The 25601-nt window shown below is 40.5% G+C and carries 23 protein-coding genes and 2 pseudogenes; 16 read left to right on the forward strand and 9 right to left on the reverse strand.

Going from position 1 to position 25601, the window contains the following annotated elements; genetic code table 11:
- The first annotated feature begins 49 nt into the window (after positions 1 to 49).
- Positions 50 to 301, forward strand: coding sequence for a hypothetical protein (locus LI82_RS06775; protein WP_048194427.1), 252 nt, complete (start codon positions 50 to 52; stop codon positions 299 to 301).
- Between the two features lie 87 nt (positions 302 to 388).
- Here the strand turns inward: LI82_RS06775 and LI82_RS06780 are convergent, their stop codons facing one another.
- A complete protein-coding gene (locus tag LI82_RS06780; protein ID WP_052402792.1) occupies positions 389 to 2032 on the reverse strand; it encodes a PAS domain-containing protein in 1644 nt (547 codons plus the stop codon).
- Between the two features lie 246 nt (positions 2033 to 2278).
- Here LI82_RS06780 and LI82_RS06785 point away from each other — a divergent pair, with 246 nt between their 5' ends.
- The 3 genes from LI82_RS06785 (at position 2279) to LI82_RS13380 (ending at position 5670) form a co-directional block, all read left to right on the forward strand.
- Entirely contained in the window at positions 2279 to 3544 is a 1266-nt protein-coding gene (locus LI82_RS06785; RefSeq protein WP_048194430.1) for an ABC transporter substrate-binding protein, read from the forward strand.
- 269 nt (positions 3545 to 3813) lie between these two features.
- Positions 3814 to 5418, forward strand: coding sequence for an AMP-binding protein (locus LI82_RS06790; RefSeq protein ID WP_236622696.1), 1605 nt, complete (start codon positions 3814 to 3816; stop codon positions 5416 to 5418).
- 12 nt (positions 5419 to 5430) lie between these two features.
- Complete coding sequence (locus LI82_RS13380; RefSeq protein ID WP_269078521.1) at positions 5431 to 5670, forward strand: AMP-binding enzyme; 240 nt, start codon at positions 5431 to 5433, stop codon at positions 5668 to 5670.
- A gap of 86 nt (positions 5671 to 5756) precedes the next feature.
- Here the strand turns inward: LI82_RS13380 and LI82_RS06795 are convergent, their stop codons facing one another.
- From LI82_RS06795 to LI82_RS06800, 3 genes are all read right to left on the reverse strand, one after another.
- Positions 5757 to 6176: a GNAT family N-acetyltransferase gene (locus LI82_RS06795; RefSeq protein WP_236622698.1), complete on the reverse strand. Its 420-nt coding sequence runs from the start codon at positions 6174 to 6176 to the stop codon at positions 5757 to 5759.
- Positions 6148 to 6369, reverse strand: coding sequence for a hypothetical protein (locus tag LI82_RS13385; RefSeq protein ID WP_236622699.1), 222 nt, complete (start codon positions 6367 to 6369; stop codon positions 6148 to 6150). The genes LI82_RS06795 and LI82_RS13385 overlap by 29 nt, the downstream gene beginning before the upstream one ends.
- Positions 6370 to 6550: 181 nt before the next feature.
- Positions 6551 to 7186: a hypothetical protein gene (locus tag LI82_RS06800; protein WP_048194432.1), complete on the reverse strand. Its 636-nt coding sequence runs from the start codon at positions 7184 to 7186 to the stop codon at positions 6551 to 6553.
- Positions 7187 to 7574: 388 nt separating this feature from the next.
- On the opposite strand from LI82_RS06800, the gene LI82_RS06805 reads away from it, so the two are divergent.
- Positions 7575 to 7880: a hypothetical protein gene (locus LI82_RS06805; protein WP_135607297.1), complete on the forward strand. Its 306-nt coding sequence runs from the start codon at positions 7575 to 7577 to the stop codon at positions 7878 to 7880.
- 80 nt (positions 7881 to 7960) lie between these two features.
- Here LI82_RS06805 and msrA read toward each other — a convergent pair whose 3' ends face one another.
- The 3 genes from msrA to LI82_RS06815 all read right to left on the reverse strand — a co-directional run bounded on the left by msrA (position 7961) and on the right by LI82_RS06815 (position 9588).
- Positions 7961 to 8467 (reverse strand): peptide-methionine (S)-S-oxide reductase MsrA, encoded by a 507-nt coding sequence (gene msrA, locus LI82_RS06810; RefSeq protein ID WP_048194436.1) that lies wholly within the window; start codon positions 8465 to 8467, stop codon positions 7961 to 7963.
- 419 nt (positions 8468 to 8886) lie between these two features.
- On the reverse strand, positions 8887 to 9054 hold the full coding sequence (locus tag LI82_RS13095) for a hypothetical protein (protein WP_160174961.1): 168 nt from the start codon (positions 9052 to 9054) through the stop codon (positions 8887 to 8889).
- Between the two features lie 15 nt (positions 9055 to 9069).
- A complete protein-coding gene (locus LI82_RS06815) occupies positions 9070 to 9588 on the reverse strand; it encodes a hypothetical protein (protein WP_236622700.1) in 519 nt (172 codons plus the stop codon).
- A gap of 781 nt (positions 9589 to 10369) precedes the next feature.
- Between LI82_RS06815 and hsdR the strand changes: the two are divergent.
- From hsdR to LI82_RS06830, 3 genes and pseudogenes are all read left to right on the forward strand, one after another.
- A pseudogene (gene hsdR, locus LI82_RS13680) lies at positions 10370 to 12658 on the forward strand (EcoAI/FtnUII family type I restriction enzme subunit R).
- Between the two features lie 31 nt (positions 12659 to 12689).
- Positions 12690 to 14138 carry an HsdM family class I SAM-dependent methyltransferase gene (locus LI82_RS06825; protein ID WP_048194440.1) on the forward strand — a complete coding sequence of 483 codons (1449 nt, stop codon included), beginning with the start codon at positions 12690 to 12692 and terminating at the stop codon, positions 14136 to 14138.
- Positions 14135 to 15823 (forward strand): restriction endonuclease subunit S, encoded by a 1689-nt coding sequence (locus LI82_RS06830; RefSeq protein ID WP_048194442.1) that lies wholly within the window; start codon positions 14135 to 14137, stop codon positions 15821 to 15823. The genes LI82_RS06825 and LI82_RS06830 overlap by 4 nt, the downstream gene beginning before the upstream one ends.
- On the opposite strand, the gene LI82_RS06835 is transcribed toward LI82_RS06830, so the two are convergent.
- Complete coding sequence (locus tag LI82_RS06835; RefSeq protein ID WP_048194444.1) at positions 15820 to 17847, reverse strand: ATP-binding protein; 2028 nt, start codon at positions 17845 to 17847, stop codon at positions 15820 to 15822. The two genes, LI82_RS06830 and LI82_RS06835, sit on opposite strands and share 4 nt — an antisense overlap.
- Positions 17848 to 18129: 282 nt before the next feature.
- On the opposite strand from LI82_RS06835, the gene LI82_RS06840 reads away from it, so the two are divergent.
- From LI82_RS06840 to LI82_RS06860, 5 genes are all read left to right on the forward strand, one after another.
- The gene (locus tag LI82_RS06840; RefSeq protein WP_048194446.1) at positions 18130 to 18573 is read left to right on the forward strand and encodes a MarR family winged helix-turn-helix transcriptional regulator; all 444 of its coding nucleotides are present in this window, start codon (positions 18130 to 18132) and stop codon (positions 18571 to 18573) included.
- A 33-nt stretch (positions 18574 to 18606) separates the two neighbouring features.
- Positions 18607 to 19968 (forward strand): MATE family efflux transporter, encoded by a 1362-nt coding sequence (locus LI82_RS06845; protein ID WP_048194449.1) that lies wholly within the window; start codon positions 18607 to 18609, stop codon positions 19966 to 19968.
- A gap of 172 nt (positions 19969 to 20140) precedes the next feature.
- Entirely contained in the window at positions 20141 to 20761 is a 621-nt protein-coding gene (locus tag LI82_RS06850) for a magnesium transporter (RefSeq protein ID WP_048194451.1), read from the forward strand.
- On the forward strand, positions 20758 to 21318 hold the full coding sequence (locus LI82_RS06855) for a magnesium transporter (RefSeq protein WP_201770306.1): 561 nt from the start codon (positions 20758 to 20760) through the stop codon (positions 21316 to 21318). Before LI82_RS06850 ends, LI82_RS06855 begins: the two co-directional genes overlap by 4 nt.
- A 68-nt stretch (positions 21319 to 21386) precedes the next feature.
- Entirely contained in the window at positions 21387 to 22592 is a 1206-nt protein-coding gene (locus LI82_RS06860) for a potassium channel family protein (protein WP_048194453.1), read from the forward strand.
- Positions 22593 to 22599: 7 nt separating this feature from the next.
- On the opposite strand, the pseudogene LI82_RS13390 reads toward LI82_RS06860, so the two are convergent.
- Positions 22600 to 22744: pseudogene (locus tag LI82_RS13390) on the reverse strand (IS5/IS1182 family transposase); the annotation flags it as partial.
- Positions 22745 to 23037: 293 nt separating this feature from the next.
- On the opposite strand from LI82_RS13390, the gene LI82_RS06865 reads away from it, so the two are divergent.
- From LI82_RS06865 to LI82_RS06875, 3 genes are all read left to right on the forward strand, one after another.
- Positions 23038 to 23493 carry a hypothetical protein gene (locus LI82_RS06865; protein ID WP_048194454.1) on the forward strand — a complete coding sequence of 152 codons (456 nt, stop codon included), beginning with the start codon at positions 23038 to 23040 and terminating at the stop codon, positions 23491 to 23493.
- Positions 23494 to 23954: 461 nt separating this feature from the next.
- Positions 23955 to 24410: a hypothetical protein gene (locus LI82_RS06870; RefSeq protein WP_048194457.1), complete on the forward strand. Its 456-nt coding sequence runs from the start codon at positions 23955 to 23957 to the stop codon at positions 24408 to 24410.
- Between the two features lie 225 nt (positions 24411 to 24635).
- Positions 24636 to 25385 carry a phosphocholine cytidylyltransferase family protein gene (locus tag LI82_RS06875; RefSeq protein WP_048194459.1) on the forward strand — a complete coding sequence of 250 codons (750 nt, stop codon included), beginning with the start codon at positions 24636 to 24638 and terminating at the stop codon, positions 25383 to 25385.
- Positions 25386 to 25601: the final 216 nt, after the last annotated feature.

Consider the following 25601-nt stretch of genomic DNA (forward strand, 5'->3'; position numbering starts at 1 on the left):
AAAATTAAATGATTCTTCATCCCCGCTTTAAATGGGGATGCGGTATTAGATGGAAGAAAAGCATGAACATTTTAATTTAAACAGAAAGACCACAGTAATTGTGGGAGCATTAATCCTAATTGCGTATGGAGTGCTGGGTTCTTTCTTTTTAGAATCATTGATAATTGTAATACTCATTGAGTTGATTAGTGGCGCTGCAATTGTTGGTATGGCAGTTTTGATGTTTTCGATCTTAAAACCACACAACAAAAATCGAAGTCTTGGGTACGTTGCATTGCATGAAGTGCAACGACAAGCGTGATAACCCGCTATCTTTTCAAAGAATAGCTGCAGATATATGGGGGAATAACTTCTGATCAGATAGATCTGTCAAATCATATAGAACAGATCAACAGGATATGTTTTCAGGATCAGTTGGCATGCTAAATCCAAATGTACTTCCTTTTCCAAGTTCACTCTTGACCCAGACCTCACCACCATGCATTTCAACAAATTTCTTAACAAGAGCAAGGCCAAGTCCTGTACCGCCATATTCTCTTGAGTTTGAAGAATCCACCTGGAAGAACGGCTTGAACAGTTTTTCCTGATTCTCTTGTGAAATACCTATACCAATATCCTTTACGAAGATATTAACAGAACTATCAGATATTTTACCACCAATGGTCACTGCCCCTCCCTGATCTGTGAACTTGATGGAGTTGTTCACAAGGTTGTAAAGGACCTGCTTGAATTTGATCATGTCTGCTTTTATGGTAGGCATTTCAATGTCGATGTTAAATGTCAGATCGATCCCTTTCTTTTTTGAAAGAGGTATCATCAATGCTCCTACTTCATCAATAGCATCGGATACAGTGAATTCATTAACACGAAGTTCCATCTCACCGGTTTCAATATTTGAGAAATCCAAAAGATCATTGATCAGTTCCAGCAGATGATTTCCATTTCTAAGAACTTTAGATATGTATTTCTTCTGCTCTTCATTCAAAGAGCCGTAATCTTCACTGCAAAGTAGATCGGAGAATCCGATGATCATAGTAAGGGGAGTTCTTAGCTCATGGCTCATATTAGAGATGAATTCGGTCTTGGCCATGTTGGCAGATTCCGCAGCAACTTTTGCACGGAGCATTGCTTCTTCTGCTTGCTTGCGCTCGGTAATATCTTGGACAATTCCCTGGAAGTGAGTTGCTTTTCCTTCCCCGTTCCTCAAAATAAAGGTCTTCTCATTTACCCACAATAAATTTCCATCTTTTGTTATCAAACGATATTCTGAGTTATAGTTGTCACTTCCCTCCTTACACTTTCCTTTAAGTGTATCCTTTACCATTTGATAATCATCGGGATGGACCAGATCTCCATAATTAATTCGCCCAAGTACGAAATCCTCGGCTGAATAACCAAGCTTTAAAACATTCTCTGAAGCATAATCTGCAGGCCAGAGATCCTCTGCCCTCCATAAGAATGCCATTGTAGAGCTATTGTTTATGATGCCTTCCAGAGCTTTTTGTTTCCGAATTGCTTCCTCAAAGGCAAGACAATTGTTCTTCTGCTCAGTAATATCGTCCACAGTCAGCAATACAAGTGGTTCATTATTTTGTCGTATCAGGGTCGTTGAAATCAAAAAATGAAGTGTTACAGACTTATCATTGCTTACGATCTCCAATTCGCCTTCCTTTTTGTAAATGCTTTCACCGGTCTCAAAAGTGTGCATAACAGAGTTTCTTACAGTACATTCTGAGCATTCTCTGTTCTTCCCACAACCTTCTAATTTGATCGAATTTACACAGCCGAAGAGTTCACCACCAAGAAGACCAATACTATCCTTTTTTTCGTTCCCTAATGCAATAGTAGCAGTCCGATTGATGTATTCAACTTTCCCTTCCTGATTGACAAGGATCATAATCATAGGAATATCATCAAAAATAGGACTTAATATATCAGAATCTACAAATGATCCAGTGGAACTTTTACAAGATTCGTCGCCGCTAAACTCACGCTGAATTATGTTACTTCCATCCAGATTCGATCCCTCCATATTACTTGTGTATGGTGTTGACTATGTTGTAGTATATAAAATATTCTATTGTTACATATATAAGAGTTTGAAAATGTAACAAATAATGTCTAAAAATTACCGAATTTCTCCCTAACTTTGAGGGCTTATACAAAGACAAAAAATAGGTCATTTTAAAAACAAAATCCTGATCTCTGATCCTAAAACCAATAAATAAAAATCGAAATATATAAATATGGACATTGTGTATGGGCTGAATGTGATTTTATGAAAAGAACGGCGCTTTTTTTAATAAGTATACTACTTATGGCAACTTTCCTCTCAGGTTGTGTTGAATCGACCGGAGGAGCTACCAGTGAATCCGAGGATATAACCATTGGAGCACTTTTACCGCTTACAGGAGGTCTTTCCTCTATAGGAGAAGCAAGCCAGACAGCACTTGCAGTATCTGCAGATGACATCAACGGCTATTTCTCAGGACTTGGTTCCGGAAAGAACGTGAATGTAATTGTAAAGGATACCGAAAGTAATCCTGAGATGGCTCTGGAGCAGCTTAAAGAACTTGATGAAATGGGGATAACGCTAGTTATCGGTCCACAGTCAAGCAATGAAGCAGAAGCTGTCCTTGAATATGCAAACGAGAATGGTATTACCCTTCTGAGTACTGCATCAACAGCTCCATCTTTAGCTATTCCTGATGATAACCTGTTCAGGCTTGTGCCTGATGACACTAACCAGGGAATGGTACTGGCTAGATTCATGCAGGAAGATGACATCAGTACTGTGATCCCTATGTACAGAAATGATGTTTGGGGTAATGGACTCTCTGATGAGGTTCGAAAAAGCTTTGAGGACCTTGACGGCACAGTGCTTGAGGGAGTTACGTATGAAACAGAAAATGTGGATTTTTCCGCAGAAGTAGAGTCACTCAATGAAAAGGTAGTAGCGGCCACTTCAGAAAACGATGCTGGATCTATAGCTGTGGTCCTCTGTTCCTACGGTGAAGTAACAGAGATCTTTGCTTTAGCACAGAACTATCCTGCTCTGTCAGATGTTAACTGGTATGGCACTGACGGCATAGCGCTGAACAAGGGCCTGATAGACGATAATGATGCAGCCAGTTTTGCTGCAACAATCAATGTCAAGGCGCCAATATACGGATACATAAGGGCAAATGACAGATATCAGGAGATCGCACCAAGGATCGAAGAACAACTTGGAAGACTTCCTGAGTCTTACGCATTAACAACATATGACGCTCTCTGGATAGCTACATTTGTCGATCTGGATTCAATCCCGAATGACGACGAAAGTGTAAAAAGGGCAATGAAAACCCTTACTGATTCGCACTTTGGAATGAGCGGATGGACAATACTCGATGAGAACGGAGACCGGAAATACTGGAACTATGACATCTGGACGGTCACTGAAGAAGATGGAAGTTACCAGTGGGAGCTATGCGGCAAGATAATTCTGCCATATGAGGACAATATGCTCATTATGCAGGGTGAAGAACTTGGCTTTGCTCAATGAATGATGGTGTGTTTGCACCATCTTTTTTTATTTTTAGTTTATTCCACATATTTGTCATGATCCGGAGGATAAGTTTTCATGGATCTACCTTTTTCAAGTGCTTTATGTGTAATGTCTGATGAAATATAACAGGCCATTTACGCTAGCAAATCCTGCACCTGCAGATTTCAATAACATGCAAATACAGCACATGAACATGTGATAAATTCTTTTTATTGTAGATAATTAAAAAAAAGCATTAAAATACTTTGAATACTTCGAAATATCTAATGACAACAGAAAAACAACATTACCTCACACCGCAGGAAGCGGCTAAAAAGCTTAGAGTCGAAACAAAGACGATCCATACATGGCTTGAGGAAGGGACAATTGATGGCTTAAATGTGGGCAGGCTCTGGAGAATTCCACGCTCTCAACTGGAGCAGGCAGGGACCAATTGTTTTACAGAAAATATGGACACATTGAACGTTAAAGATATCCCACGCAATATGTGTAATTACAATAAGGCCAGGGAAGAGTGGGACAATGGGATGCCTGAATATTTCAATTTCGGATATGATATCATTGATGCCTGGGCAAAGGAAGATCGCAACAAGCTTGCAATGATCTGGGTAAACCAGAAGGGTGAGGAGAAGAAGTACACCTTCAGGGACCTGATGAAACTCTCCAACCAGGCAGCGAACATCTTTCTCAAATACGGCATCAACAAGGGCGACAGGGTCATGCTGATGCTCCACCGCGTGCCGGAGTGGTGGATATTTGTAATTGCATTGATCAAACTTGGTGCTGTTGTGTGCCCGTGTCCGACACTTCTGACATCAAGTGACCTTCAGTACAGGATCAACGCAGGTAAGTTCAAGATGGCAGTTACTGACCTTGAAAATACACCTAAGTTCGATGAGGTCCGGATGGATTGCCCTTCTCTTAAGGAATGCATGTTAGTTGACGGTGAGAAAGATGACTGGATTAGTTTCCAGTACGAGCTCCTGTATCCTGCACCTGTGTCGCATCATTCGGTATCCATGCCTGCGCTTACAAGTTCAACTGATCCGATGCTGATATATTTCACCTCGGGAACGACGGGCAAAGGAAAGATGGTACTCCATAACCATGCATATCCGCTGGGTCACAGGGTCACTGCAGAGCTGTGGCAGGACCTGACCGAGAACGACCTGCATTTCACCTACTCGGATACCGGCTGGGCAAAATGCGCATGGGGCAAGATATTTGGCCAATGGATAGCAGGCTCATGTATTTTTGTGTATGATGTCAGAGGGAAATTCAAAGCGACCGAATTACTCCCGCTTATCGAGAAGTATGAGGTCACAAGTTTCTGCTGTCCTCCCACCATTTACAGGATGCTCATTCTTGCAGATCTGAGCAAGTTCGACCTCACCCAGCTCCGTCACTGCTGTAGTGCAGGCGAACCGCTAAATCCTGAGGTTATCAAGGTATGGAAGGAAGGAACAGGTCTTAGCATCTACGAGGGCTACGGCCAGACAGAGACCTGCTGTGCCATTGCATCCTTCACCTGCTTGGAAAACAAGCCCGGTTCAATGGGAAAACCATCCCCTGGCTGGAATATTGAACTGCACGATGACGACGGCAACCCGGTGGATAATTTTGAGGAAGGAAGGATCGCAGTTTCACTTGACCCACGACCTCTGGGCCTTATTGTCAAATACGTTAACAACGATGAGGAGAACGAAAAGTCATTCCAGAATGGCTTTTATTACACCGGTGACAAGGCATACAGGGATGAGGATGGCTACTTCTGGTTCGTAGGCCGCGATGATGATGTCATCAAGAGCTCAGGATACCGTATTGGCCCATTCGAGGTGGAAAGTGCCCTCCTTGAGCATCCTGCTGTCTAGGAATCCGCTGTTATCGGCGTTCCGGATAATATCAGGGGTATGATCGTCAAGGCTTTCATAGTACTGCGTGACGGATTCGTGCCATCGGAGAACCTGATAAAAGAGCTTCAGGACCACGTGAAGCATACAACAGCCCCATACAAGTACCCGAGGAGTGTTGAATTCGTGAATGACCTGCCAAAGACCATCGGCGGCAAGATCAAGAGGAAGGAGCTTCGGCACATGGAAGCCGAGAAGATTAATTGTGAGTGATGTTTCGGAGTATAGCAATCTGTGGGGATTGATCTCCACGTGTTTTTTATTCGATGCAGGCAACAAGTAAAGTCTTGAAGCTATGTTCATTCCCTGAATAACTGTGTGTCCGTAACATGCTTTTCTTTATGAGGAAACTCCCTTTCGAATTTCTCAACCTCTTCCGCGGTAACTTCAAAAGAATCTGATGCGAAGAATTTCCCGGATACTGGTCCAAGACTACCTTCATAGAGTTCCAGTGCCATGAAAGCATCGAAGTTCTCACCGGTAGCTGTCTGGATGTTATATTCTATGGTATTTACGAAACCGAATCTCTTATAGTATTCAGGCTCACCAAAGATAAATATGCCTTTATACCCCAATTCTCTTGCCTTTTCAATAGAGCAGTTCATGAGCATTGAGCCGATCCCCTTTTTTTGATATGAAGGCAATACTCCGATCGGACCCATGCACAGGACTTCAAATTCCTTGTTCTCGTCATTGATCACTTTTGCTTTTGAAGACAATGTTGCCTACGATCATGTTCCCATCACATGCAACATAATCCATCTCCTTTACAAAATCAGGTGATCCTCTCATATGGTGCAAAACAAGATGTTCGACACATCCGGGTTTGTACAGGTCCCAGAATGCTTCTCTTGTCACATTTTCCACATCTCTAAAGTCGCTTTCAGCTTCCGGGCGGATTGAAATATTCATGAGTATTTGCCTCTTTTTTACGATAAGGTGATTTAATAATAACGCTTTTTAAACTTTATTGATCTAAACGGAAAATGAAGGACATCTTTAAAATATTTGGTCTTTTGGATTTGTAGCAACCTGCCCATAAATCCTTCTTAATACCGGATTGAAGCAGGCTTCAACAAGGAACACATCCTGCTCATTCAAATGCCACAACTTCAGTACTTTTAGACATAACCTCCCGGATGTACAATCCTCCCAGTACAGGTCCTGTTACAAACAAAAAAGAGAACATCAAAGCAGCCATGAGTTCACTATTAACACCCTGGGAAACGAATAATTCATTGTAAACAATAATTAAGCCATTTATTGCGGAAAGAAACAAAATCATCTTTAGGTTCCTTGTATTATCACATCCGAGAGAACGGGCATAAATGTAGAAACTTACAGGCATTGCTACCAGCAGTAATATGATCAATAAAACTGCAATTCCCTGTAGAAAATCAAATTCATTTTCAAATCCCAAGTTAAGCTTTAAGTGAGAAATTATTGCCAGAGCTCCGATCATACATGAAAAGATGATCAAAGGCAGACCAGCAACATTCCTGCTCATTAATGTCTTAAGTCCAATAACAGATATTGGAAGCAGGTAAACAACACCTGTGATCAAGTGATAAATATCTAAAATAGGTTTATGCAAATACATGTTGGCCAGGGTCATTCCGAATACAGAAAATGCCAGCCAGATCCATGCTATAAAGAAAAGAGATGCCTCCAAGGGTATCTCTTTGATTTTATCGATAAATGATACTATCGATTCGTATCTTTTGCTCATTCTTTTTTCTCCAACTCTCTCTTCAGTTTCTGTCCTTTCTCTTCTCTCCCGTATTTATAACTTCGGACAAATAATCATGATAAAATAAAAAATATCATATGGTATGCAATATTACTGCAATCAGTCAGACATTGCGTTTTTATCTGCAACCTGCAGACAGGGAAAGGGGTCCCCTGTTATTCTTGCATCTATACTATCAGGTAATGGTACCGCATGATGATGCAGACAAATCTAAATCTTGATCTGTCGATGTCATTGGTTCCATGAAAGATAGCAGATACCAGACAACAGCTACAGACAGTAGATATTGATACTGTATAGCAGGCGAGAACACTCCTACATCATGCAAATGTCTGGAACAGACTACACCATGACAAAGTGATGTAATATGAAACAAAGGAGTAATACAACCAGAACATTGCGGGATACTATCATACTTGTACTTGTATTTTGTACGATCATAGGTGGACTTACATTTCTGGCAGCTGCAGCAGAGCTTAATCACCAGATGAAGAATAGCGACGGTTTTGCCCAGGGATATTCAGATTATCCAAAAGGTGACCAGTATAATAAGACCGTGGAAAATGTGAACATGTTCGAAGATATTGATTCATTCTTCTACGTGCGTGGATTTGAGACTGCTAAGAACGATGAAATGATGCATTTGCCTCATCGTGATGTGATTCATGCGTGATCTAAAGTTATGTTGGGGATCCTGGCGATCCTCACAACTTTTATTAAATGGTTGTATGTCAAACGTCCTATAACCAAAAATCATTTTATGATCTCTCCTCCTGAGGCAGTTTTTTCGAAATATTGCTGGTGGTATTCCTTTGCCCTAAAAAATCTTGCAGCAGGACGTATCTCGGTGATTATATCCTTCTTGAATTTCCCGGATATTTCTATATCTCTTTTTGAAAGTGTTGCAAGGGACTTCTGCTCATCGTTATGATAAAAAATAACTGAACCATATTGACCTGGTGTTTTTTCTCCTTTCTCATCGGGAACCGTTGGGTTATGCAGTTCCCAGAATAATTCCAGAAGCTTTTCATAATGTACAACCTTCGGATCATAAACGATCTGGACAACCTCGACGTGTCCGGTATCTCCCACACTTACTTCTTCATAGGTGGGATAATCAAGTTTTCCTCCCATGTAGCCTACTGCAGTCCCTACAACACCCTGAACCCTGCGAAAAATATCTTCTGCTATCCAGAAACTCCCCGCAGCAAATGTGGCTACCTCATATCCTTCGTTCCTTAGCTTCTCAAAAAGCTCCATTGTACCATCGGTAAATGTAATTCCCCCATTATCACATTGGTGAATTCTTTAAGGTATATTTTGAGTCCTTAGTTTATAATTGAGTCCTTGAAAGCAATAAACATTGGCTTTGTAGAAGTCATCAGGAAGGCAACGATTAGTTGAAAGGCTATACCGTCACATCGTGATACGATTTATGCGTGATGCTGAATGATGTTGGGAATCCTAGTGATCCAGAGAACTGCCATTTCCGTTACTTCTTCTTATTGATCTACTGTCTTTCACGTAGATTTTTTATTGGCAGAATATTTAATTGCACTTCTCAACAAACTCACAAGCCTTGAATCATATTGTTGCTCAATTTTCGAGGATTAGCTGAATCTAGAGAAGAGGATCTTTACATAGTAAAAAAAGAACCTGGTTTTTGTGAAAACCAGTTTTTAGATATCTGCTTCTCCTTCATGCCCAAAGTGCTTTTTATTAGCCTTTTTCTGAGTATTAATGTCTTGCTGTGAAGCACCATCAACTACCATACCATCAATGATCTTATCAGCTGCTCCCTTGCGCTTTTTGTCCATTTCTTTTTCTTTATTATGTTGTGAAGTCATTTTTAATCTCCTCTTTCATTGTCTGTATTTCTTGAGATCCCAGCGAGAAACTACTTGTTTAGATCTTTTATAGAAATACTGGAATCTCTCATGCGTAAAAATATCAACTTTGCCTTTTGAACCAGAAGCCCATATCCAGTAGGGATTGTTATCTCCCTCTTTTTCCCTAAAACGACCGAGGAAAATGGTGGTATGTGGTGAGCTACCGGTTATTATGCACATGTCCCCAGGCTTTAATTCACTGCAAGGATCTGCCATATCAGAAGGTTTGACAGATGTCTTTATCTGTTTTGTATATGGATACTTCCCTTCTACTTTTCCAAGGTTAAGAGCTGTTGTGTCCGGGATCAATGTACTGTTATGGTAGATCTCTTCAAGTGCATCTCTCATCGATTCGATTGCGAGGGCAGAACAATCGATCGCATTTTCTTTTGTCCACACTTCCCATCCTTTTTCAAAACCCTTATTGTAGATTATATGGAGCAGATCATCAATTCTGGTGCGTTTTCCCTGTGCACCCATTATAAATTCCATTCCTTTGTAAGTTAACAAACGTTTTAGATATGCATCAATTATCATTGAATTGATAAGGTCCCTGTCAGTCGAATGATAAGAACAGATAGGTACAAAATAACCGCTTTCATCTCTAACTAAAAAATATCTACCTTTTGAAGGACAGACTGGATGATTTGTAAGATATTCTGGGACTAATTTATCAGTTGATATCCAATTTGTGGCTATGTTATCCGTCACCCCATCGATCTCAGCCATTACCAAAGCTGTCTCTATAGAACGTTTATTTGCAGAACAAAATTTATTTGGAAGGCCCATTTTTCTAAACTTCCTTCATTAAAGTTAATTTTATAAATCGAAACAAATATGCTATATCTTTTAATTGTAAGTATATTATAAGTGTAGCAATAAAAATATTTTCGTCGAGTTATGTTATTTACGTTGATAGAATGATAATTCTGATCTTTTGAGGACGAAGATTATTGACATGTCTTATAGTGAATGGAAAAAGATGGGTTTCTCTAAGGGTACGTTGCATTACATGAAGCAGAATGCTATGAGTGATAAATTGTTTACTCTCAATACTCAAGTTAAGAAGAGGTTGGATCAATAGGAAAACTTGTCGCAAACAGTTAATTTCATGGGTTTTTGTCGCTTTTCTGTGGAATTTGGCGACAATTCCAAAAGACAAATGCTATAGGCAAATTAACATGAATTAATTATTTATATCAAAATTTATATTATAAGTTACAAAGTAATATCTGTTACTTATTATCCTGATATTATTATTGGAAGCTGGAAAATGGATGAAATTGACAAAAACGACCTGAGTGAACGAGATATTTGTACTAAGTTCATCACTCCGGCTATCGATAAAGCAGGATGGAACCTTCATACACAGGTACGTGAAGAAGTTCCACTCACCAACGGGCGCATAATTGTCAGTGGTCAGACAGTGTCCCGTGGCAAGAACAAGCGTGCTGATTACATTCTATATCATAAACCCAATATTCCAATTGCTGTTGTTGAAGCAAAGAAGAACAAGTTTGAGGTTGGAGAAGGCATGCAGCAGGCCCTTGGCTATGCTGATATGGTCGATGTTCCTTTTGCTTTCAGTTCCAATGGAGATGCTTTTCTTTTCCATGACCGTTCAGGAAACTCCGATAAGATCGAACAGGAACTTTCTCTTGAACAATTCCCATCACCTGAGGAACTATGGGAATCCTACTGCAGGTGGAAAGGAATTGATGATGCTGACAATAAATTGGTTGAACAGGATTTCCATAATGATTTTACAGGCAAAACGCCACGCTATTATCAGCTAAATGCGATTAACCGAACAATTGATGCCATCTCGAAGGGTCAGGACCGCATTTTGTTAGTTATGGCAACCGGAACTGGCAAGACATATACAGCTTTTCAGATCATCTGGAGATTGTGGAAATCCAGAGCAAAAAAACGAATTCTTTTCCTTGCGGACAGGAATATTCTGATAAATCAGGCTAAGACCAAGGATTTCAAACCGTTTGGTTCTGCAATGACAAGAATCGAGAAAAGGCAGGTTGATAAATCCTATGAGATCTATCTTTCATTGTATCAGGCTGTAACCGGCAGTGAAGAAGAGAAGAACATCTACAAGCAATTCTCAAGGGATTTCTTTGATCTTGTTGTTGTGGATGAATGTCACCGTGGAAGTGCTGATGAGAATTCTGCCTGGCGAGATATTCTGGAATACTTTGATTCGGCTACACAGATCGGAATGACAGCTACTCCAAAGGAAACGGAGACTGTATCCAATATTCACTATTTCGGTGAGCCGATCTATACCTATTCGCTTAAGCAGGGAATTGAAGATGGCTTCCTTGCTCCTTACAAGGTCATTCGTATCGATCTTGACAAGGACATTCAGGGATGGAGACCTCAAAAAGGGAAGCGGGACAAATATGGCAGAGAAATAATTGACCGTATCTATAATCAACAGGATTTCGACCGCTAGATCGTTCTCGACAAGAGGACTGAAGTGGTCGCTAAAAAGGTTACCGAGCTTCTCAAAGCAACTGACAGATTTGGTAAGACGATAGTCTTCTGTGAAAATATCGATCATGCTGAAAGGATGCGACAGGCTATTGTAAATGAAAATCCGGATCTTGCACAGGACAGTAAGTATGTGATGAGAATTACCGGGGATGAAAAGGAAGGAAAGGCTGAGCTGGACAATTTCATTATTCCCGAAAACCGTTATCCTGTGATTGCTACTACTTCCAAACTTCTTACCACCGGGGTAGATGTTCAGACGTGCAAATTGATCGTTCTTGATAAGCAGATCAAGTCCATGACCGAGTTCAAGCAGATAATCGGGCGTGGAACTCGTATCAATGAAGACTATGACAAGTTCTACTTTACGATAATGGATTTCAGGAAGGCAACTGAGCTATTCGCTGACCCTGATTTTGACGGTGAACCGGTTGAGGTTTACAAAGGATCAGGAACTAAACCACTTCGCCCAAACATGCCAACCCAGAAGATCAAGCCCTATAAGGTAGATGACGTGGGCGTTTCCGTCATTGCGGAGAGAGTACAGTACTACGGTTCTGACGGGAAGCTGGTAACGGAATCCATCAAGGATTACACTAAAAATACTATGCTTAAGGAGTTCTCATCCCTTGACCTATTCTTAAAGCACTGGTCTGATACCGGAAAGAAGACCGCAATACTTGAGGAGCTTGAGGACAAAGGCCTGTTGCTGGATGCACTTGCAGAGGAGGTCGGCAGAAATTATGACCCATTCGACATGATATGCCATGTGGTGTTCGACCAGCCGCCATTGAGCCGCAAGCAGAGGGCGAACAACGTTCGCAGGACAGGCTATTTTGAGAAATACGAAGAGAAGGCACGTGCTGTTCTTGATGCTCTGCTGGACAAGTATGCAGATGAAGGTATAAGGAACCTTGAGGATCTCGATGTTCTTAGAGTGAAGCCGCTGAGTGATATCGGAACACCTATTGAGATCATCAAGCTTTTCGGCAACAAGAACAATTTCCTTGAAGCTGTGGCTGAAATGGAAACACAATTATACCTTGCTGATGCTTAATCTCTGAGAAGAGCAGGAAGAGGGAAAAACGATGTCAATTAGCACTACTATCAAGACTATACAGGATATTATGCGAAAGGACGCTGGTGTGGATGGGGATGCACAGCGTATTAGTCAGCTTGTATGGATGCTTTTCCTGAAGATATACGATGACAGGGAAGAAGAATATGAGGCGATGGAAGACAACTATGTGTCCCCTCTCCCTGAGCGTTTGAGGTGGAGGAACTGGGCAAAGAATGCAGAAGGTATAACCGGTGAAGAACTGCTGGATTTCGTGAACAACGATCTTTTCAAGACCCTGAAAGACCTTTCGTTTACTGAGAACTCAGATCCACGTGGCTTTGTGGTGCGTGATGTTTTCGAAGATTCCTACAACTATATGAAAAACGGCACCCTGATCCGTCAGATGGCTAACAAGATCAATGATATCGATTTTAACGCTTCCAATGATCGCCACCTTTTCGGAGATGTGTATGAGAAGATCCTGAAAGACCTCCAGAGTGCAGGAAATGCCGGCGAGTTCTACACTCCGAGGGCCGTTACCGAGTTCATGGTGCAGATGGTAAACCCGAAAATAGGAGAAAAGCTGCTGGACCCTGCCTGTGGTACCGGCGGTTTCCTGACATCTTCGATTGAGCACCTGCGCGAGAAAGTAAATACCGTTGAGGATGAAGAAGCTCTGCAAAACTCCATTCACGGCGTTGAAAAGAAGCCACTCCCGCACCTGCTCTGCATTACCAATATGCTGTTGCACGGCATCGAGAACCCCGCACAGATCCAGAGGGATAACTCCCTCGCAAGACCCCTGAGGGACTACAAATCATCCGACAAAGTGGACGTTATCATAACCAATCCTCCCTTCGGAGGTACTGAAGAAGACGGAATTGAAACCGGATTCCCAACTAACTATCAGACAAGAGAAACTGCCGACCTTTTCCTCGTCCTTATCACCCACCTGCTAAGGGACAACGGACGCGGTGCGATAGTCCTCCCTGACGGAACATTGTTCGGAGAAGGCGTCAAAACCCGTATAAAAGAGAAGCTGCTCAAGGAGTGCAACCTCCACACCATTGTGCGCCTTCCAAACGGCGTGTTCAGCCCCTACACAGGCATCAAGACCAACCTCCTGTTCTTCACCAAAGGAGAGCCTACAAAAGAGATCTGGTACTACGAACACCCCTACCCAGATGGCTACAAGTCCTACTCCAAGACCAAACCCATGCGAATCCAGGAGTTCGAACCCGAAAAGGCCTGGTGGAACAACCGCGAGGAAACCGAACTTGCCTGGAAGGTCACCATAGACGAGATCAAGGCAAACAACTACAACCTCGACATCAAGAACCCCCACGAAGAAGCCATAGACCACGGCGACCCAGAAGAGCTCCTAGAGGACTACAAAGCCCTCCTATCCGAGATCTCCGAAACCCGCAACGCTCTGAAAGCAGAACTCATGGCAGCCCTCGAAGGTAAGAACGCATGAACCCCGATATCTTCTTCGAGAACTTCGACCTCCTCGCAGAATCCCCAAATGGCATCCAGAAGCTCCGTGAGATGATCCTGCAAATGGCTGTGCAGGGCAAGCTTGTAGAGCAGGATCCTGATTATGAGCCGGCAGAGGTATTGTTGGAGAGGATTATGGTTGAGAAGGAGAGGTTGGTGAAGGAAGGTAAGATTAGGAAATCTAAAGCTTTACCGCCAATTGAAGAGGATGAAATATCTTATTATCTCCCTGATAATTGGAAATGGGTTCGGTTGGGAGAAATTATAGAACTTATTTCAGGGCAAGATCGTACTCCTTCTGAATATAACGGAGAGGGTATCGGTATACCGTATATTACAGGTGCAAGCAATATTCAACAAAACGATTTAATTATCAATAGATGGATAGCAAAATCGAATACTATCGCCATAAAAGATGATCTTTTAATTACTTGTAAAGGCACTGTGGGTACCACTATAATTTTGGAAAATGAGCAAGTTCATATTGCAAGACAGATCATGTCTGTGCGTTCCCATGGTTTGAATAACATAAAATACATCAAAGTATTCATTGATGGTTATGTTTCTTTTTTAGTATCTAGTGCTAAAAGTTTAATTCCTGGTATTTCGAGAAATGACATTTTAAACATTGTATTTCCACTACCACCTCTCGAAGAGCAAAAACGCATCGTAGCCAAAGTAGACCAGCTCATGGCACTATGCGACCAGCTCGAATCACTCCAGCAAAAGAAGAACGAAAGCCGCATCCAGTTAAATAATTCAGCACTTAACAAAATGCTCGATGCCGGCAGCCCTGAAGAATTCGCAGAACACTGGCAGCTTGTTTGTGAGAACTTCGATCTACTCTATGACGATCTGGATAATCTGGAGATGCTCAGGCAGGAAATATTGCAGCTTGCTGTGCAGGGTAAGCTTGTGGTGCAGGATGGCAGTGATGAGCCGGCAGGAGTGTTGTTGGAGAAGATTAAGGCTGAGAAAGAGAGGTTGGTGAAGGAATGTAAGATTAAGAAATCTAAGGCTTTACCAAAACTTAAGGAAGATGAAATTCCGTATGAGATTCCAAAAAGCTGGAAATGGATCAGACTTGGAGATATGATTCAATCAATGACTAATGGAATCTACAAACCAGCTAAATATTACTCAGAAGATGGGATTGCATGTCTCAGAATGTATAATATCAACAGTGGAAAAATAAACCTTATAAATTTGAAAAGAATGCTGTTAGACAAAAGTGAACTTGAACAATATGGTCTTGAAAAAGGAGACTTACTTGTTAACCGAGTAAACAGTAGAGAATTGGTAGGTAAAGCTGGTGTTTTTGAAGATATTCAAGAGCCTTGTATTTTTGAAAGTAAGAATATAAGAGTGCGTTTGATGGAAAGAACCGCTTTGCAGCATTATGTCAATTTTTTGTTTCAAACATCTAATGTACGCAAAGTTTTTGAAGGAGATGCAAAGCAAACATGTGGACAAGCTTCAATAAATCAACCTCAAATCGCAAACATTCCTTTGCCACTTCCGCCTATCGAAGAACAAAGACGAATAGTTTCTAAAGTAAATCAGCTAATAGAGTTATGTGATCAGCTTGAAGCAAAGGTAAAGCAGACACAATCGGCTGGCGAGTTAATGGTGGAAGCAGTTGCAAGCAATCTTCTTGAAACTTAATTAACCATAGCACTATTTTTTGCCAATTCAACTGCTTCATCAGGTGACTCTAAGTTTTCAATCAACTTGCTCTTCTCTATTTCTAATCGATCTTGTAAAAATTGATGGCGCAAATCACATTCATTTAATATATCACTCCACTTACGGACGTATATATTAAATTTATCTTGGCTGTGAACCAATCCACGTTCACCTTTTCCTTTATTATTTTCGATTTCACCTTTTATGTATCCTAATGAATCGAACTTGTTTCCAATAAGAAGGAAATCCCAACTATATGTGTCTGCATTAAATCTATCAATAGCCATAATTGTTCGCATATATTTTTTTACTTGTGACAAGCAAGCTTCATTGAGCAATTTTTGAGGGTGCTTGAGTTCAATTATGAGGTTATGTATAGAATTATGATTTTTTTCTTGACGGCAAATGAATATATCGACCTGTTTGTATTTATCAGGATGGCTGATATGCACTTCACCGTCATAATCACGCAAGATTTTTAGATGATTCTTAAGAGCTTTTTCAAAATTGTCTTCTGCTGCAGCAACTAAACTGTACTTTTCTCCAAATATCCATGTATGATCTTCTACAATTTTTTGTAAATGATTTACTTCGTTTGCCTTTAATTCACGGTCGAATAGAATTTCTGATAAAATAGCTAAAATTTCAAACCGGTCTTTGACAAGATTCATAGTTTTTATTATTTTGGACATATTAGTGATTTTTAAAATATTGCCCAATTCTTTTCTCTCATCAGAATCCAAGTTTACGATTTGATCCATGATTTCCAAAACATTCTCTCTTTCATCTGAGTTTAAGACCAAATTTAATAACCCTATTAACACTTGTTTCTGCTCTTTTTTGAGCTTGTGAAAAATAGATGGTTGTGTTGTGTATAGTTCTTGAATTACCTCTTCTAAATCTTCAACTTGAATTAATTCGAAATCATCTTTATTTTTTTTAGAAATAATGCCTTCTTCTTCAAATTCCGCAATTAGTTTTTGGGCATATTCTCTTAAAAAAGGTTTTCTTTTATTCCTAAGAAATCGATTTAATTCTTTCATTAGATACTTGAAGATATCATCGGAACGACAACCTCCAACCATATTTTTTTGTTTAGAATTTTCATTGGAATGGAAATTAAAATCTTCAAAATATTGGCTAGAAATATATAAGCTGTGATAAAAACGATCGCCTTTGTTATTTAAAGTGGTATGTTCTTTATATATCTCTTTATTATTTTGATTAAGATAATAATACTTAGAGTATTCGTCTTCTAAAAAGTGCAACCATTGAACATATCTCACATTAAATATCTTATTAGAAGGTGTGTGTACTACTTTAAAATCCTCTTTATCCTTTATGAGGGAAGAATAATCAAGTTCTATACCATTTAATGATAATTTTACATTTGGTTTGTTTAATTCTAAGTACCAACAAAACTCTTTCTTGAGGTAATCTACCATTTCGGATTCCACAGATTTTGCTGAGTCTTTATTTTTTGTTTTTCTTTTAAGCCTTTTAAAATTGGTAAATTCAACAGTGGTACCTACTGAATCGTCTGTCACATTAGGAGTTGCTTCTAAGCCACTAAAGGATTCTAAGCGATTTGCTGATATGTCAATATTGTATTTTAAATTCAGAGCATTATCTTTGTAAGTTGTAGTCCATGTCGCATTATTTGCAAAAGTAAAAAAAGTAAATCGACCAATCCCGTTTTTTCCATGAAAAATTGAATTATGCTTGCTATTTTTATCCTCGCCAGCTTTTTCCGACACAAATATCGGCTGAAATTTAGATAACAGTTCATTGTGGTTAATTCCATAACCATTATCTTTGACGATTAGTTTTTTTAATATTCCACTTGAAGAAAAGTCATAAATTATATCGACTCTTGTTGCTTGTGCATCAAAACCATTCCATATATATTGAGCAATTGATCTATAAAAACGATTTTCATTAAACTTTGAACGTTTTAAAGTTGAAATGATTCCAGGAGTCGTTATTTTTACTTCATTTGACATTATTTGCACTTCATCATTTTGAATTAATTAAAAATAAACCAAAAATAGTACATTCAGTATCTATAAAATACTTTCGATTTCGTTATAATTTTAAACTTAGCTAATAAAACTACCTCACATTTCCACGCCCCCAAACCTCTCGCAAATCATTTAATGGTAAAATTTCTCATCAACCCATGACTTAATTGAGCATTTTCCTTTTCTTTTTCCCAATTAGCTTTATATATTAGTTTCACGTTAAACCAATTAGTTTCTCATGAAACTAATTAAAACGGGAATAATATGAAACAGTCTGAAAGAATAGGTGCTAAGATCGCATACATCTTTTCGCACAATCACCAGTATATCGAGAATGCTCTTGAATCATACAACCTTAAAGGTCCGATGTTTGCATTCCTGCTGACACTCTCTTATAAAGATGGTTGTTCTCAGGAAAGTCTGGCACGTTATCTCAGGTTAAGCAAAGCAACTGCGACAAGAGCTATTAGATCACTTGAGAAATACGGCTATGTATATCGGGAGAAAGACGAGAAAGACAGGCGAATATATCGGGTTTTCATCTCTGGTAAAGGCAGGGAAGTTATTCCGGCGATAAACAATGCTCTTCAGGAATGGAATGACATTCTTCTTTCAGACCTGTCTGATGAAGAGGAGCAGATCTTCAGGAATCTCCTCGATAAAACAAAAAATACCCTTGCGGAATTTGACATCAGGTCATCAAATTGAATGAAAAACAAAAATTGATCTCAGGATAACATCATGAATGAAAAAAGTGAGTTTTTAGGTACTGAGAAGATCAATAAACTTCTCTGGCAGCTGGCCACACCGGCAATAATCGGACTTCTTGTACAGGCATTCTACAATCTTGTAGATACTTTCTTTGTAGGAAGGGCACTTGGAGATCAAAGTGTACTGGGAATTGCAGGAGTAGCGGTTGCTTTTCCTCTGCAGATGCTTATGATGGCAATTTCCATCGGTATAGGAGTAGGTGGTTCTTCGGTTATTTCAAGAATGCTTGGTTCCGGAGATGTAAAAAAGGCGGAAAGAACTCTTGGAAATGTATTTACCTATACGCTTATACTTAGTATTATCTTTGAAATTCTGTTCTTCCTGAATGTTGATATGGTGCTGAATCTCTTCGGTGCCACAGTAGATAATCTTCCTTATGCAAAGGAATACGCTGTTGTCATATTGCAGGGAACACTTGCCTTTACGTTCGGATTTGTACTGAACAACCTTGTAAGGGCGGAAGGTAATTCAAAAGTCGCCATGAACAACATGGTTTTTTCAGGTGTTCTGAATATTTTTCTTGATGCTATCCTTATGTTCGGGTTTGGCATGGGCGTAAAGGGTGCAGCTCTTGCAACCGTACTCGCACAACTTATAGGCACTCTCTATCTCCTGCATTATTACGTAACCGGAAAAAGCCCGCTCAGACTGGCGTTCTCAGCTTTTGCTCCTAAGTTCGACCTGATCAGAGAAATAACACTGATAGGATTTGGTTCCTTTGTAATGGGTGCATCCAACAGTTTAATGCTGCTTGTACTGAACAATGTGCTTGAGATCTATGGTGGTGATCTCTCAATAGCTGTATTTGGTGTTGCAGGCAAGCTCATGATGCTGGTATTCATGCCTATTATTGGTGTATCACATGGCCTTCAGCCAATACTTGGCTATAATTATGGGGCAGAGAATTATGATAGGGTAAATGAATCTCTCAGGCTTTCACTGAAGATCACCACTCTTTTCGGCGTAGCAGGCTTAATATTACTGTCAGTTTTCCCGGGTACTTTCTTTAGTTTATTCAGTACCGATACCGAAATTATAAACAGTGGTACATCTGCTTTGAGGATAATAATGCTTGCAAGTCCGTTAATTGGTCTGAATGTAATTGGTACCACGCTGTTCCAGTCTGTAGGAAAGGCAAAGCCATCATTCGTTCTGTCATTATGTCGTCAGATCTTATTCCTTATCCCTCTGGTGATTCTCCTTCCACATTACTTTGATCTTACAGGAGTGTGGATGGCATTCCCGATATCCGATTTGATGGCTGCTTTTCTGAGTATGTTCCTTGTCTGGAAGGAATACCGTTATTTCCAGAATAAAAACAGTAGTGCCTGAATTTAAGGATATGAATGACACATGGCGGCGTTCCTGCCGCCATATGATATTATCGGAATGCTTTTGTGAGTTCAAGTAGCTAAAATTAGGTAAGTGCTGAGGTTACCTATGTTCCCTATCCCTCTTCAACCTCTCACAAATCGTTTAATACTAAAAGTACAAATAGCAGACTATGTCTTACAGCTCCCACGCTGAAGAGGACGACGATGTTGAGATCGAGGAAGAATACCTGGGAGATTATGCCAGTATTCGGTCTATTGTGAAAGAGGCATTGCCGTTCCAGTTGCTTGCTACCTTGGGAGGAGCTGTGGCTGGGCTTATTCTTGTGGGGATGACTGATGAGCTTGAGCTTATTCCGGGGCTGATCGTCATTTATCCGGCAGTTCTTGGTATGCGTGGGAACATTTCATGCACTCTTGGGTCTCGTCTTGGCAGTGCTATACACATGGGTCTTATTACTAAGATCGAGAGGAATCCGGAGCTTACAAATAATATTTTAGGGTCACTGATACTTGGGTTTATTTTGTCGGTCGTTCTGGGGATACTGGGGCATGGCATGACAGCCCTGCTGGGGCTTGAGAGTGCGGGAGTTATTTCCCTTACGCTGATCGCTGTGCTTGCTGGGGTGTCCTCAGGGCTTATTCTTGCTGTTATTGCTGTGTTCCTTGCAATAGGCATGTTCAGGTTCGGATTTGATCCTGACAACGTTGTGACGCCTGCAATTGCGACCATTGGGGACATCGTATCCATGTTCATGCTGTTGATGGCTGCAAAGGTGGTGCTGATGTTATGACCTACTATACAATCGACAGCATCGTCCGCAGGGGATTGCCGATCCTTTTGCTTACATCACTGCTCGGGCTTACTGCAGGTCAGATGATGAACTCCCAGATCGAGAATCTGGTAGCCATACCCACCATACTGTTGCTGATACCCGCACTGATCAAGATCGGCGGCGATACCGGAAGTATGCTGGGTGCAAGGCTTTCCTCGGCATTTCATATGGGTATTGGTACCACGCACATCCAGAAGAACCCGGTCGTCAAGAACAGTGTCATTGCAGCGTTCATTGTCGGGATCTCCGCTTCGGTGTTCCTGAGTATTATCGCCTGGATGATATGCTGTTTCGGAGAAGGTGGTTTCAGTTTCTTTACGATATTTACCATATGCATCATTTCCAGCATCTTCGAGCTGATCGCTGTGTTCTCAGCCACCATTGCAATAGCATTCGCATCCCACAGGTTCGGTATCGATCCCGATGATACTGTAATTCCTATCATCGCAACACTGGGAGATATCGTTGGCATCATTGCCATCTTCACAACATTACATCTGTTGCAGATAATCTAAAAACGATCATGAAAAACGATTATATATAAATAATTAAAAAATCATACCTAATAACTGGTATCAATAATATGAGTCACAAAGAAATCAAGTATATTCCGAGGAATCTAAAAGACCTTCTTATTGAGATGAAGGATACTTCGGAACTGATGGTAGATCTTGCTTATTCTGCAATGGTATATGATGACGAGGATATTTCTGAAGAAGTACTTCATCTTGAAGATCGGATGGACACTCTTCATTACCACATGAAAATGGCTGCAATGTTAAGCACACGCCGTATCGATGAAGCAGAAGATATGGTAGGTGTTCTTCAGGTGGCAGCATCCGCCGAGACCATTGCCAACGCAGCCGGTGATATCGCAAAGATCGTAGAGATGGATCTTGGTATCCCTCTTGAGCTTAAACTTGGTCTCAGGGAAGCCGAAGAGACAATTGTAAAGGCTACTGTCAATGAGAACTCCGATATGTGTGGACGTACTCTTGAAGACCTTGAACTTGAGGTCGAGACCGGTATGTGGGTGATCGCCATTCGAAGGAGCAATGACTGGATCTATGATCCGCATCACGATACCCGTGTCCGTCCAAATGATGTGATCTTCGCAAGAGGTCATGACGAAGGTGTACCTCTGCTTGTTGAACTTGCAACCATGAAAAATTACATACCACGCAAGTTCGAACATGTGAGCGTTTTAAAGGATCTCGAAAAAGCAGTGGATCTTATAGTTGACATGAAGAACACCGCAGAACTGTCCGTAGGACTCGCATATTCAGCCCTGCTCTTTGATAACACCGACATCGCTGAAGAAGTAAAGGCCCTTGAGTCCGAGATGGATAAGAAGAAATCCGATCTTCAGCACTGGGTACTTGAGACCGCTAAACACGTTCCTGATGTGAATCACCTTCGTGGTCTGCTTCACCTTGCTAATGCATCCGAGTTCATCTCCGACGCTGCATACGGAATTGCAGATATTGTCCTTCGTGACATCGACCTTCACCCTATCATCACTATAGCAGTGCGTGAATCCGATGAGGTCATGATAAAAATGCAGGTTGACGGCTGCTCACCGATAATAGGCAAAAGCCTCAGGGAGCTGAAGCTCGAGACCGAGACCGGCATACACATAATGGCCATCAAGCGCGATGAACGTTGGGTATACAGTCCTGCCGCCAGAACAATGGTCAAGGAAGGGGATATTCTCATAGGACGTGGTTCCCAGACCAGCGAGGAAGCATTGCTTGAGATGTGTGCATGTCCGGTAAGAGAGGATGACTGATCTTTAGCTCTGTAGATATTCTTAACCAAACTAAATACATAGCCTTGACATACCTATCAGGGTTGTGTATCAATACCTTGAATTTCAATTTTTTTTACTTGATTTCCGTACTTCCTTGCACAAAAACTCTCCCTATGTTTTCTTTTCAGAATTGCAATAAAAATGTTATGTACATTTTATGCAAGGTTGTAATTGCAGTGGGCAAATATTACAAAATAAATCAAAATATTTATAAGAAATCGGCTATTTTATTGCAATGTATGGTTCAGCAAAGTCCAGCAGCAACAGCTAAACCCCATACCAAAAAGGCAAGATATAATTGTTTTAATTTTAGTTTAAAGCTTTTATGATTTTGCCTCTGTTGTATCTGATATGAAGTGATAATATGAAAAGAAAAGATGGATCTCCACAGAGCCTGATCTTTAGTAGCGGGGGTTTTTGCTAAATGGATAAAACAGTTGTGTATGGCCTGATTATACTCTTTTTAGGAATAGCGATCGGATACAGCATCAATGACATGGCGACTGTCGAAGAGGTTCCCGTTGGATTAAAAGTACCGGAAATGTCAGCCTACCTGCGTTCCGCTGCTGAGAACAATACTGACAGTCACATCTGGTTTTACGATATCGGATTGTATAATTCCGGGGATGAAGCAGTATATGTAAACTCGGTTGAGCCTGTTTTCAGTAAAAATTTCTCAAAAATTGTATTGGAAGACAACAACATTATAGTTGTAGACAAACTTATAAATGGAAAATCTTCGGTAGAGGTCAGCGGTCAGGTTGAGTTCAATACCACAGGTCTTTCAAGAGAAGAGATTTTTGATTCAACTGACGGGAACATTATAGGATATAGGATATCCTCAACAGAGACCATCTATCATTCCTGGGCAGAAATTTAAAAAGAACGTGGAAAAACATGCATTATCGGTCAATGAACTGCAGGACTTTCTACCTGTTTTTGTTAGGTTGATTAATATCGTCTATCAATTAGCGTTTATTTGATTATTTCAACAGAGTCGCTTTTCTTGCCAACATAGACCTCGTCAGTGTTCAGGAAAAGACATGCTCTACAACGCCCAAGCAAGCGGATAGCTTCTGGTAAAGTTCTGCAGGGTTCTCAATAGTGCCAAACTAACAAAATATTTATAAGAAATAGACTATTTTATTGCAATGTATGGGTTCAGCAAAGTCCAGCAGCAACAGCTAAACCCCATACCAAAAAGGCAAGATATAATTGTTTTAATTTTAGTTTAAAGCTTTTATTATTTTGCCTCTGTTGTATCTGATATGAAGTGATAATATGAAAAGAAAAGATGGATCTCCACAGAGCCTGATCTTTAGTAGCGGGGGTTTTTGCTAAATGGATAAAGCAGTTGTATATGGCCTGATTATACTTTTATTAGGAATTGCAATCGGATATAGCATCAATGACATGGCAACTATCGAAGAGGTTCCCGGTGGAATGAAAGTGCCGGAAATGTTAGTCGGCTTGGGCCCCATTGATGAGAACAATACTGACAGTCACAGACTTAGTTACAATATATTTTTGTATAATTCCGGGGATGAAGATGTATACGTAAATTCAGTAGAACCAATTTTCGGTGAGAACATCTCAAAAATGGTAGTGACCGAAAACAATACTATAGTTGTGGACAGAACTATAAACGGAAACTCTTCGGTAGAGATTGGCGGTCAGGTGGAATTGAATACCACCGGTCTATCAAAAGAAGAGATTTTTGATGCAACTGAAATAACCATCATAGGATACAACATATCTTCAACAGAGACCATCTATAATTTCTGGGCAGATTTTTAAAAAAATCGTAGAAAACACCTGCGTATAAGCCAAATGACCATTTCAGGTCTTTCCACATGTTTTTTGTAAGATCAGTTCAGCAAGTTGAAATGACTTGATGATTTCAGCACATGCATCTTTAAATTAACTTAGTAGCTGAGGCAGAATTGGCTGATATTCCCACCACCCTCCTTAAGTACTAACAACTCCTTTATATATGATGGAAAAAACACAATCGGATATACAATGAACTCAGACCACAGTAATCGTGGTAATGGACCCATAACTACAGCATTATTATTGGCAGCCGGAAAGGGCAGCCGTCTTTATCCTCTGACACGCGACACACCGAAATGCCTCACAATGGTTCATGAGGCGTCTATTCTTGAACGACTTGTCATCAATTTGAAAAAGCAAGGCTTCAAACGTCTTGTTGTAGTCACAGGATATCAGGAAAAATGCATTCGTGATTTTTTGGAAACACGGGCTTGCGGAATGGAGATCGACTTTATTATAAGCCCCCTTTACGCGACCACCAATAACATATATTCACTCTGGATGGCACGTAATATCATTAATGAGCAGTTTTTGCTTGTTGAAAGTGATCTTGTTTTTGATGGATCTCTTCTGGATGAAATGTGCTCTCCTGACAGAATTGCCGTAGCACGCATGCAACCTTGGATGAATGGTTCCACTGTCACAGTCAACCGATCCCAAAATGTTAAGAAATTCCAAAATGGTATTGCTGGGACTTTTGATGAGGCCAGATACAAGACTGTTAATATCTACAGTTTTTCACTGTCTTCATGGCAGCGTATTACAGAAAGACTTGACCAGTACATTTCAGCCGGCAAAGTAAATGACTATTATGAAACCGTATTTGCTGAAATGGTAGCTGATGGCAGTCTTGATCTTAAAACAGTCTCTTTTGACAGCAAGCGATGGTATGAGATCGATACAGTTGCAGACCTGGCAAAAGCTGAGACTCTATTTTAGGGGGATAAATACGAAACAATAATTCCTTACGACACCAAGCCACATACTTCTGGAAGACCAAGGCCGTTTTTCCAGCAATCAAAATGTGGGGTGAAGGTGGGGATTACTCGTTCACTTTCAGGTTTAAAACCATTGCCTAAGTCCAGCTCTTTCAACCTGAAACCACTTCTTGAGGGTAACGCATTAAAAAATAAAGTATCACATCAAAAAAGTTCT

The sequence above is a fragment of the Methanococcoides methylutens genome (assembly GCF_000765475.1).
GTDB lineage: Archaea > Halobacteriota > Methanosarcinia > Methanosarcinales > Methanosarcinaceae > Methanococcoides > Methanococcoides methylutens.

Bases quoted from the DNA above. Each gene is read 5' to 3' on its own strand.
- LI82_RS06775 (WP_048194427.1), top strand. From the start codon at position 50: ATGGAAGAAAAGCATGAACATTTTAATTTAAACAGAAAGACCACAGTA.
- LI82_RS06780 (WP_052402792.1), bottom strand. From the start codon at position 2,032: ATGGAGGGATCGAATCTGGATGGAAGTAACATAATTCAGCGTGAGTTT.
- LI82_RS06785 (WP_048194430.1), top strand. From the start codon at position 2,279: ATGAAAAGAACGGCGCTTTTTTTAATAAGTATACTACTTATGGCAACT.
- LI82_RS06790 (WP_236622696.1), top strand. From the start codon at position 3,814: ATGACAACAGAAAAACAACATTACCTCACACCGCAGGAAGCGGCTAAA.
- LI82_RS13385 (WP_236622699.1), bottom strand. From the start codon at position 6,369: ATGAATATTTCAATCCGCCCGGAAGCTGAAAGCGACTTTAGAGATGTG.
- LI82_RS06800 (WP_048194432.1), bottom strand. From the start codon at position 7,186: ATGAGCAAAAGATACGAATCGATAGTATCATTTATCGATAAAATCAAA.
- LI82_RS06805 (WP_135607297.1), top strand. From the start codon at position 7,575: ATGAAACAAAGGAGTAATACAACCAGAACATTGCGGGATACTATCATA.
- msrA (WP_048194436.1), bottom strand. From the start codon at position 8,467: ATGGAGCTTTTTGAGAAGCTAAGGAACGAAGGATATGAGGTAGCCACA.
- LI82_RS13095 (WP_160174961.1), bottom strand. From the start codon at position 9,054: ATGACTTCACAACATAATAAAGAAAAAGAAATGGACAAAAAGCGCAAG.
- LI82_RS06815 (WP_236622700.1), bottom strand. From the start codon at position 9,588: ATGGAATTTATAATGGGTGCACAGGGAAAACGCACCAGAATTGATGAT.
- LI82_RS06825 (WP_048194440.1), top strand. From the start codon at position 12,690: ATGTCAATTAGCACTACTATCAAGACTATACAGGATATTATGCGAAAG.
- LI82_RS06830 (WP_048194442.1), top strand. From the start codon at position 14,135: ATGAACCCCGATATCTTCTTCGAGAACTTCGACCTCCTCGCAGAATCC.
- LI82_RS06835 (WP_048194444.1), bottom strand. From the start codon at position 17,847: ATGTCAAATGAAGTAAAAATAACGACTCCTGGAATCATTTCAACTTTA.
- LI82_RS06840 (WP_048194446.1), top strand. From the start codon at position 18,130: ATGAAACAGTCTGAAAGAATAGGTGCTAAGATCGCATACATCTTTTCG.
- LI82_RS06845 (WP_048194449.1), top strand. From the start codon at position 18,607: ATGAATGAAAAAAGTGAGTTTTTAGGTACTGAGAAGATCAATAAACTT.
- LI82_RS06850 (WP_048194451.1), top strand. From the start codon at position 20,141: ATGTCTTACAGCTCCCACGCTGAAGAGGACGACGATGTTGAGATCGAG.
- LI82_RS06855 (WP_201770306.1), top strand. From the start codon at position 20,758: ATGACCTACTATACAATCGACAGCATCGTCCGCAGGGGATTGCCGATC.
- LI82_RS06860 (WP_048194453.1), top strand. From the start codon at position 21,387: ATGAGTCACAAAGAAATCAAGTATATTCCGAGGAATCTAAAAGACCTT.
- LI82_RS06865 (WP_048194454.1), top strand. From the start codon at position 23,038: ATGGATAAAACAGTTGTGTATGGCCTGATTATACTCTTTTTAGGAATA.
- LI82_RS06870 (WP_048194457.1), top strand. From the start codon at position 23,955: ATGGATAAAGCAGTTGTATATGGCCTGATTATACTTTTATTAGGAATT.
- LI82_RS06875 (WP_048194459.1), top strand. From the start codon at position 24,636: ATGAACTCAGACCACAGTAATCGTGGTAATGGACCCATAACTACAGCA.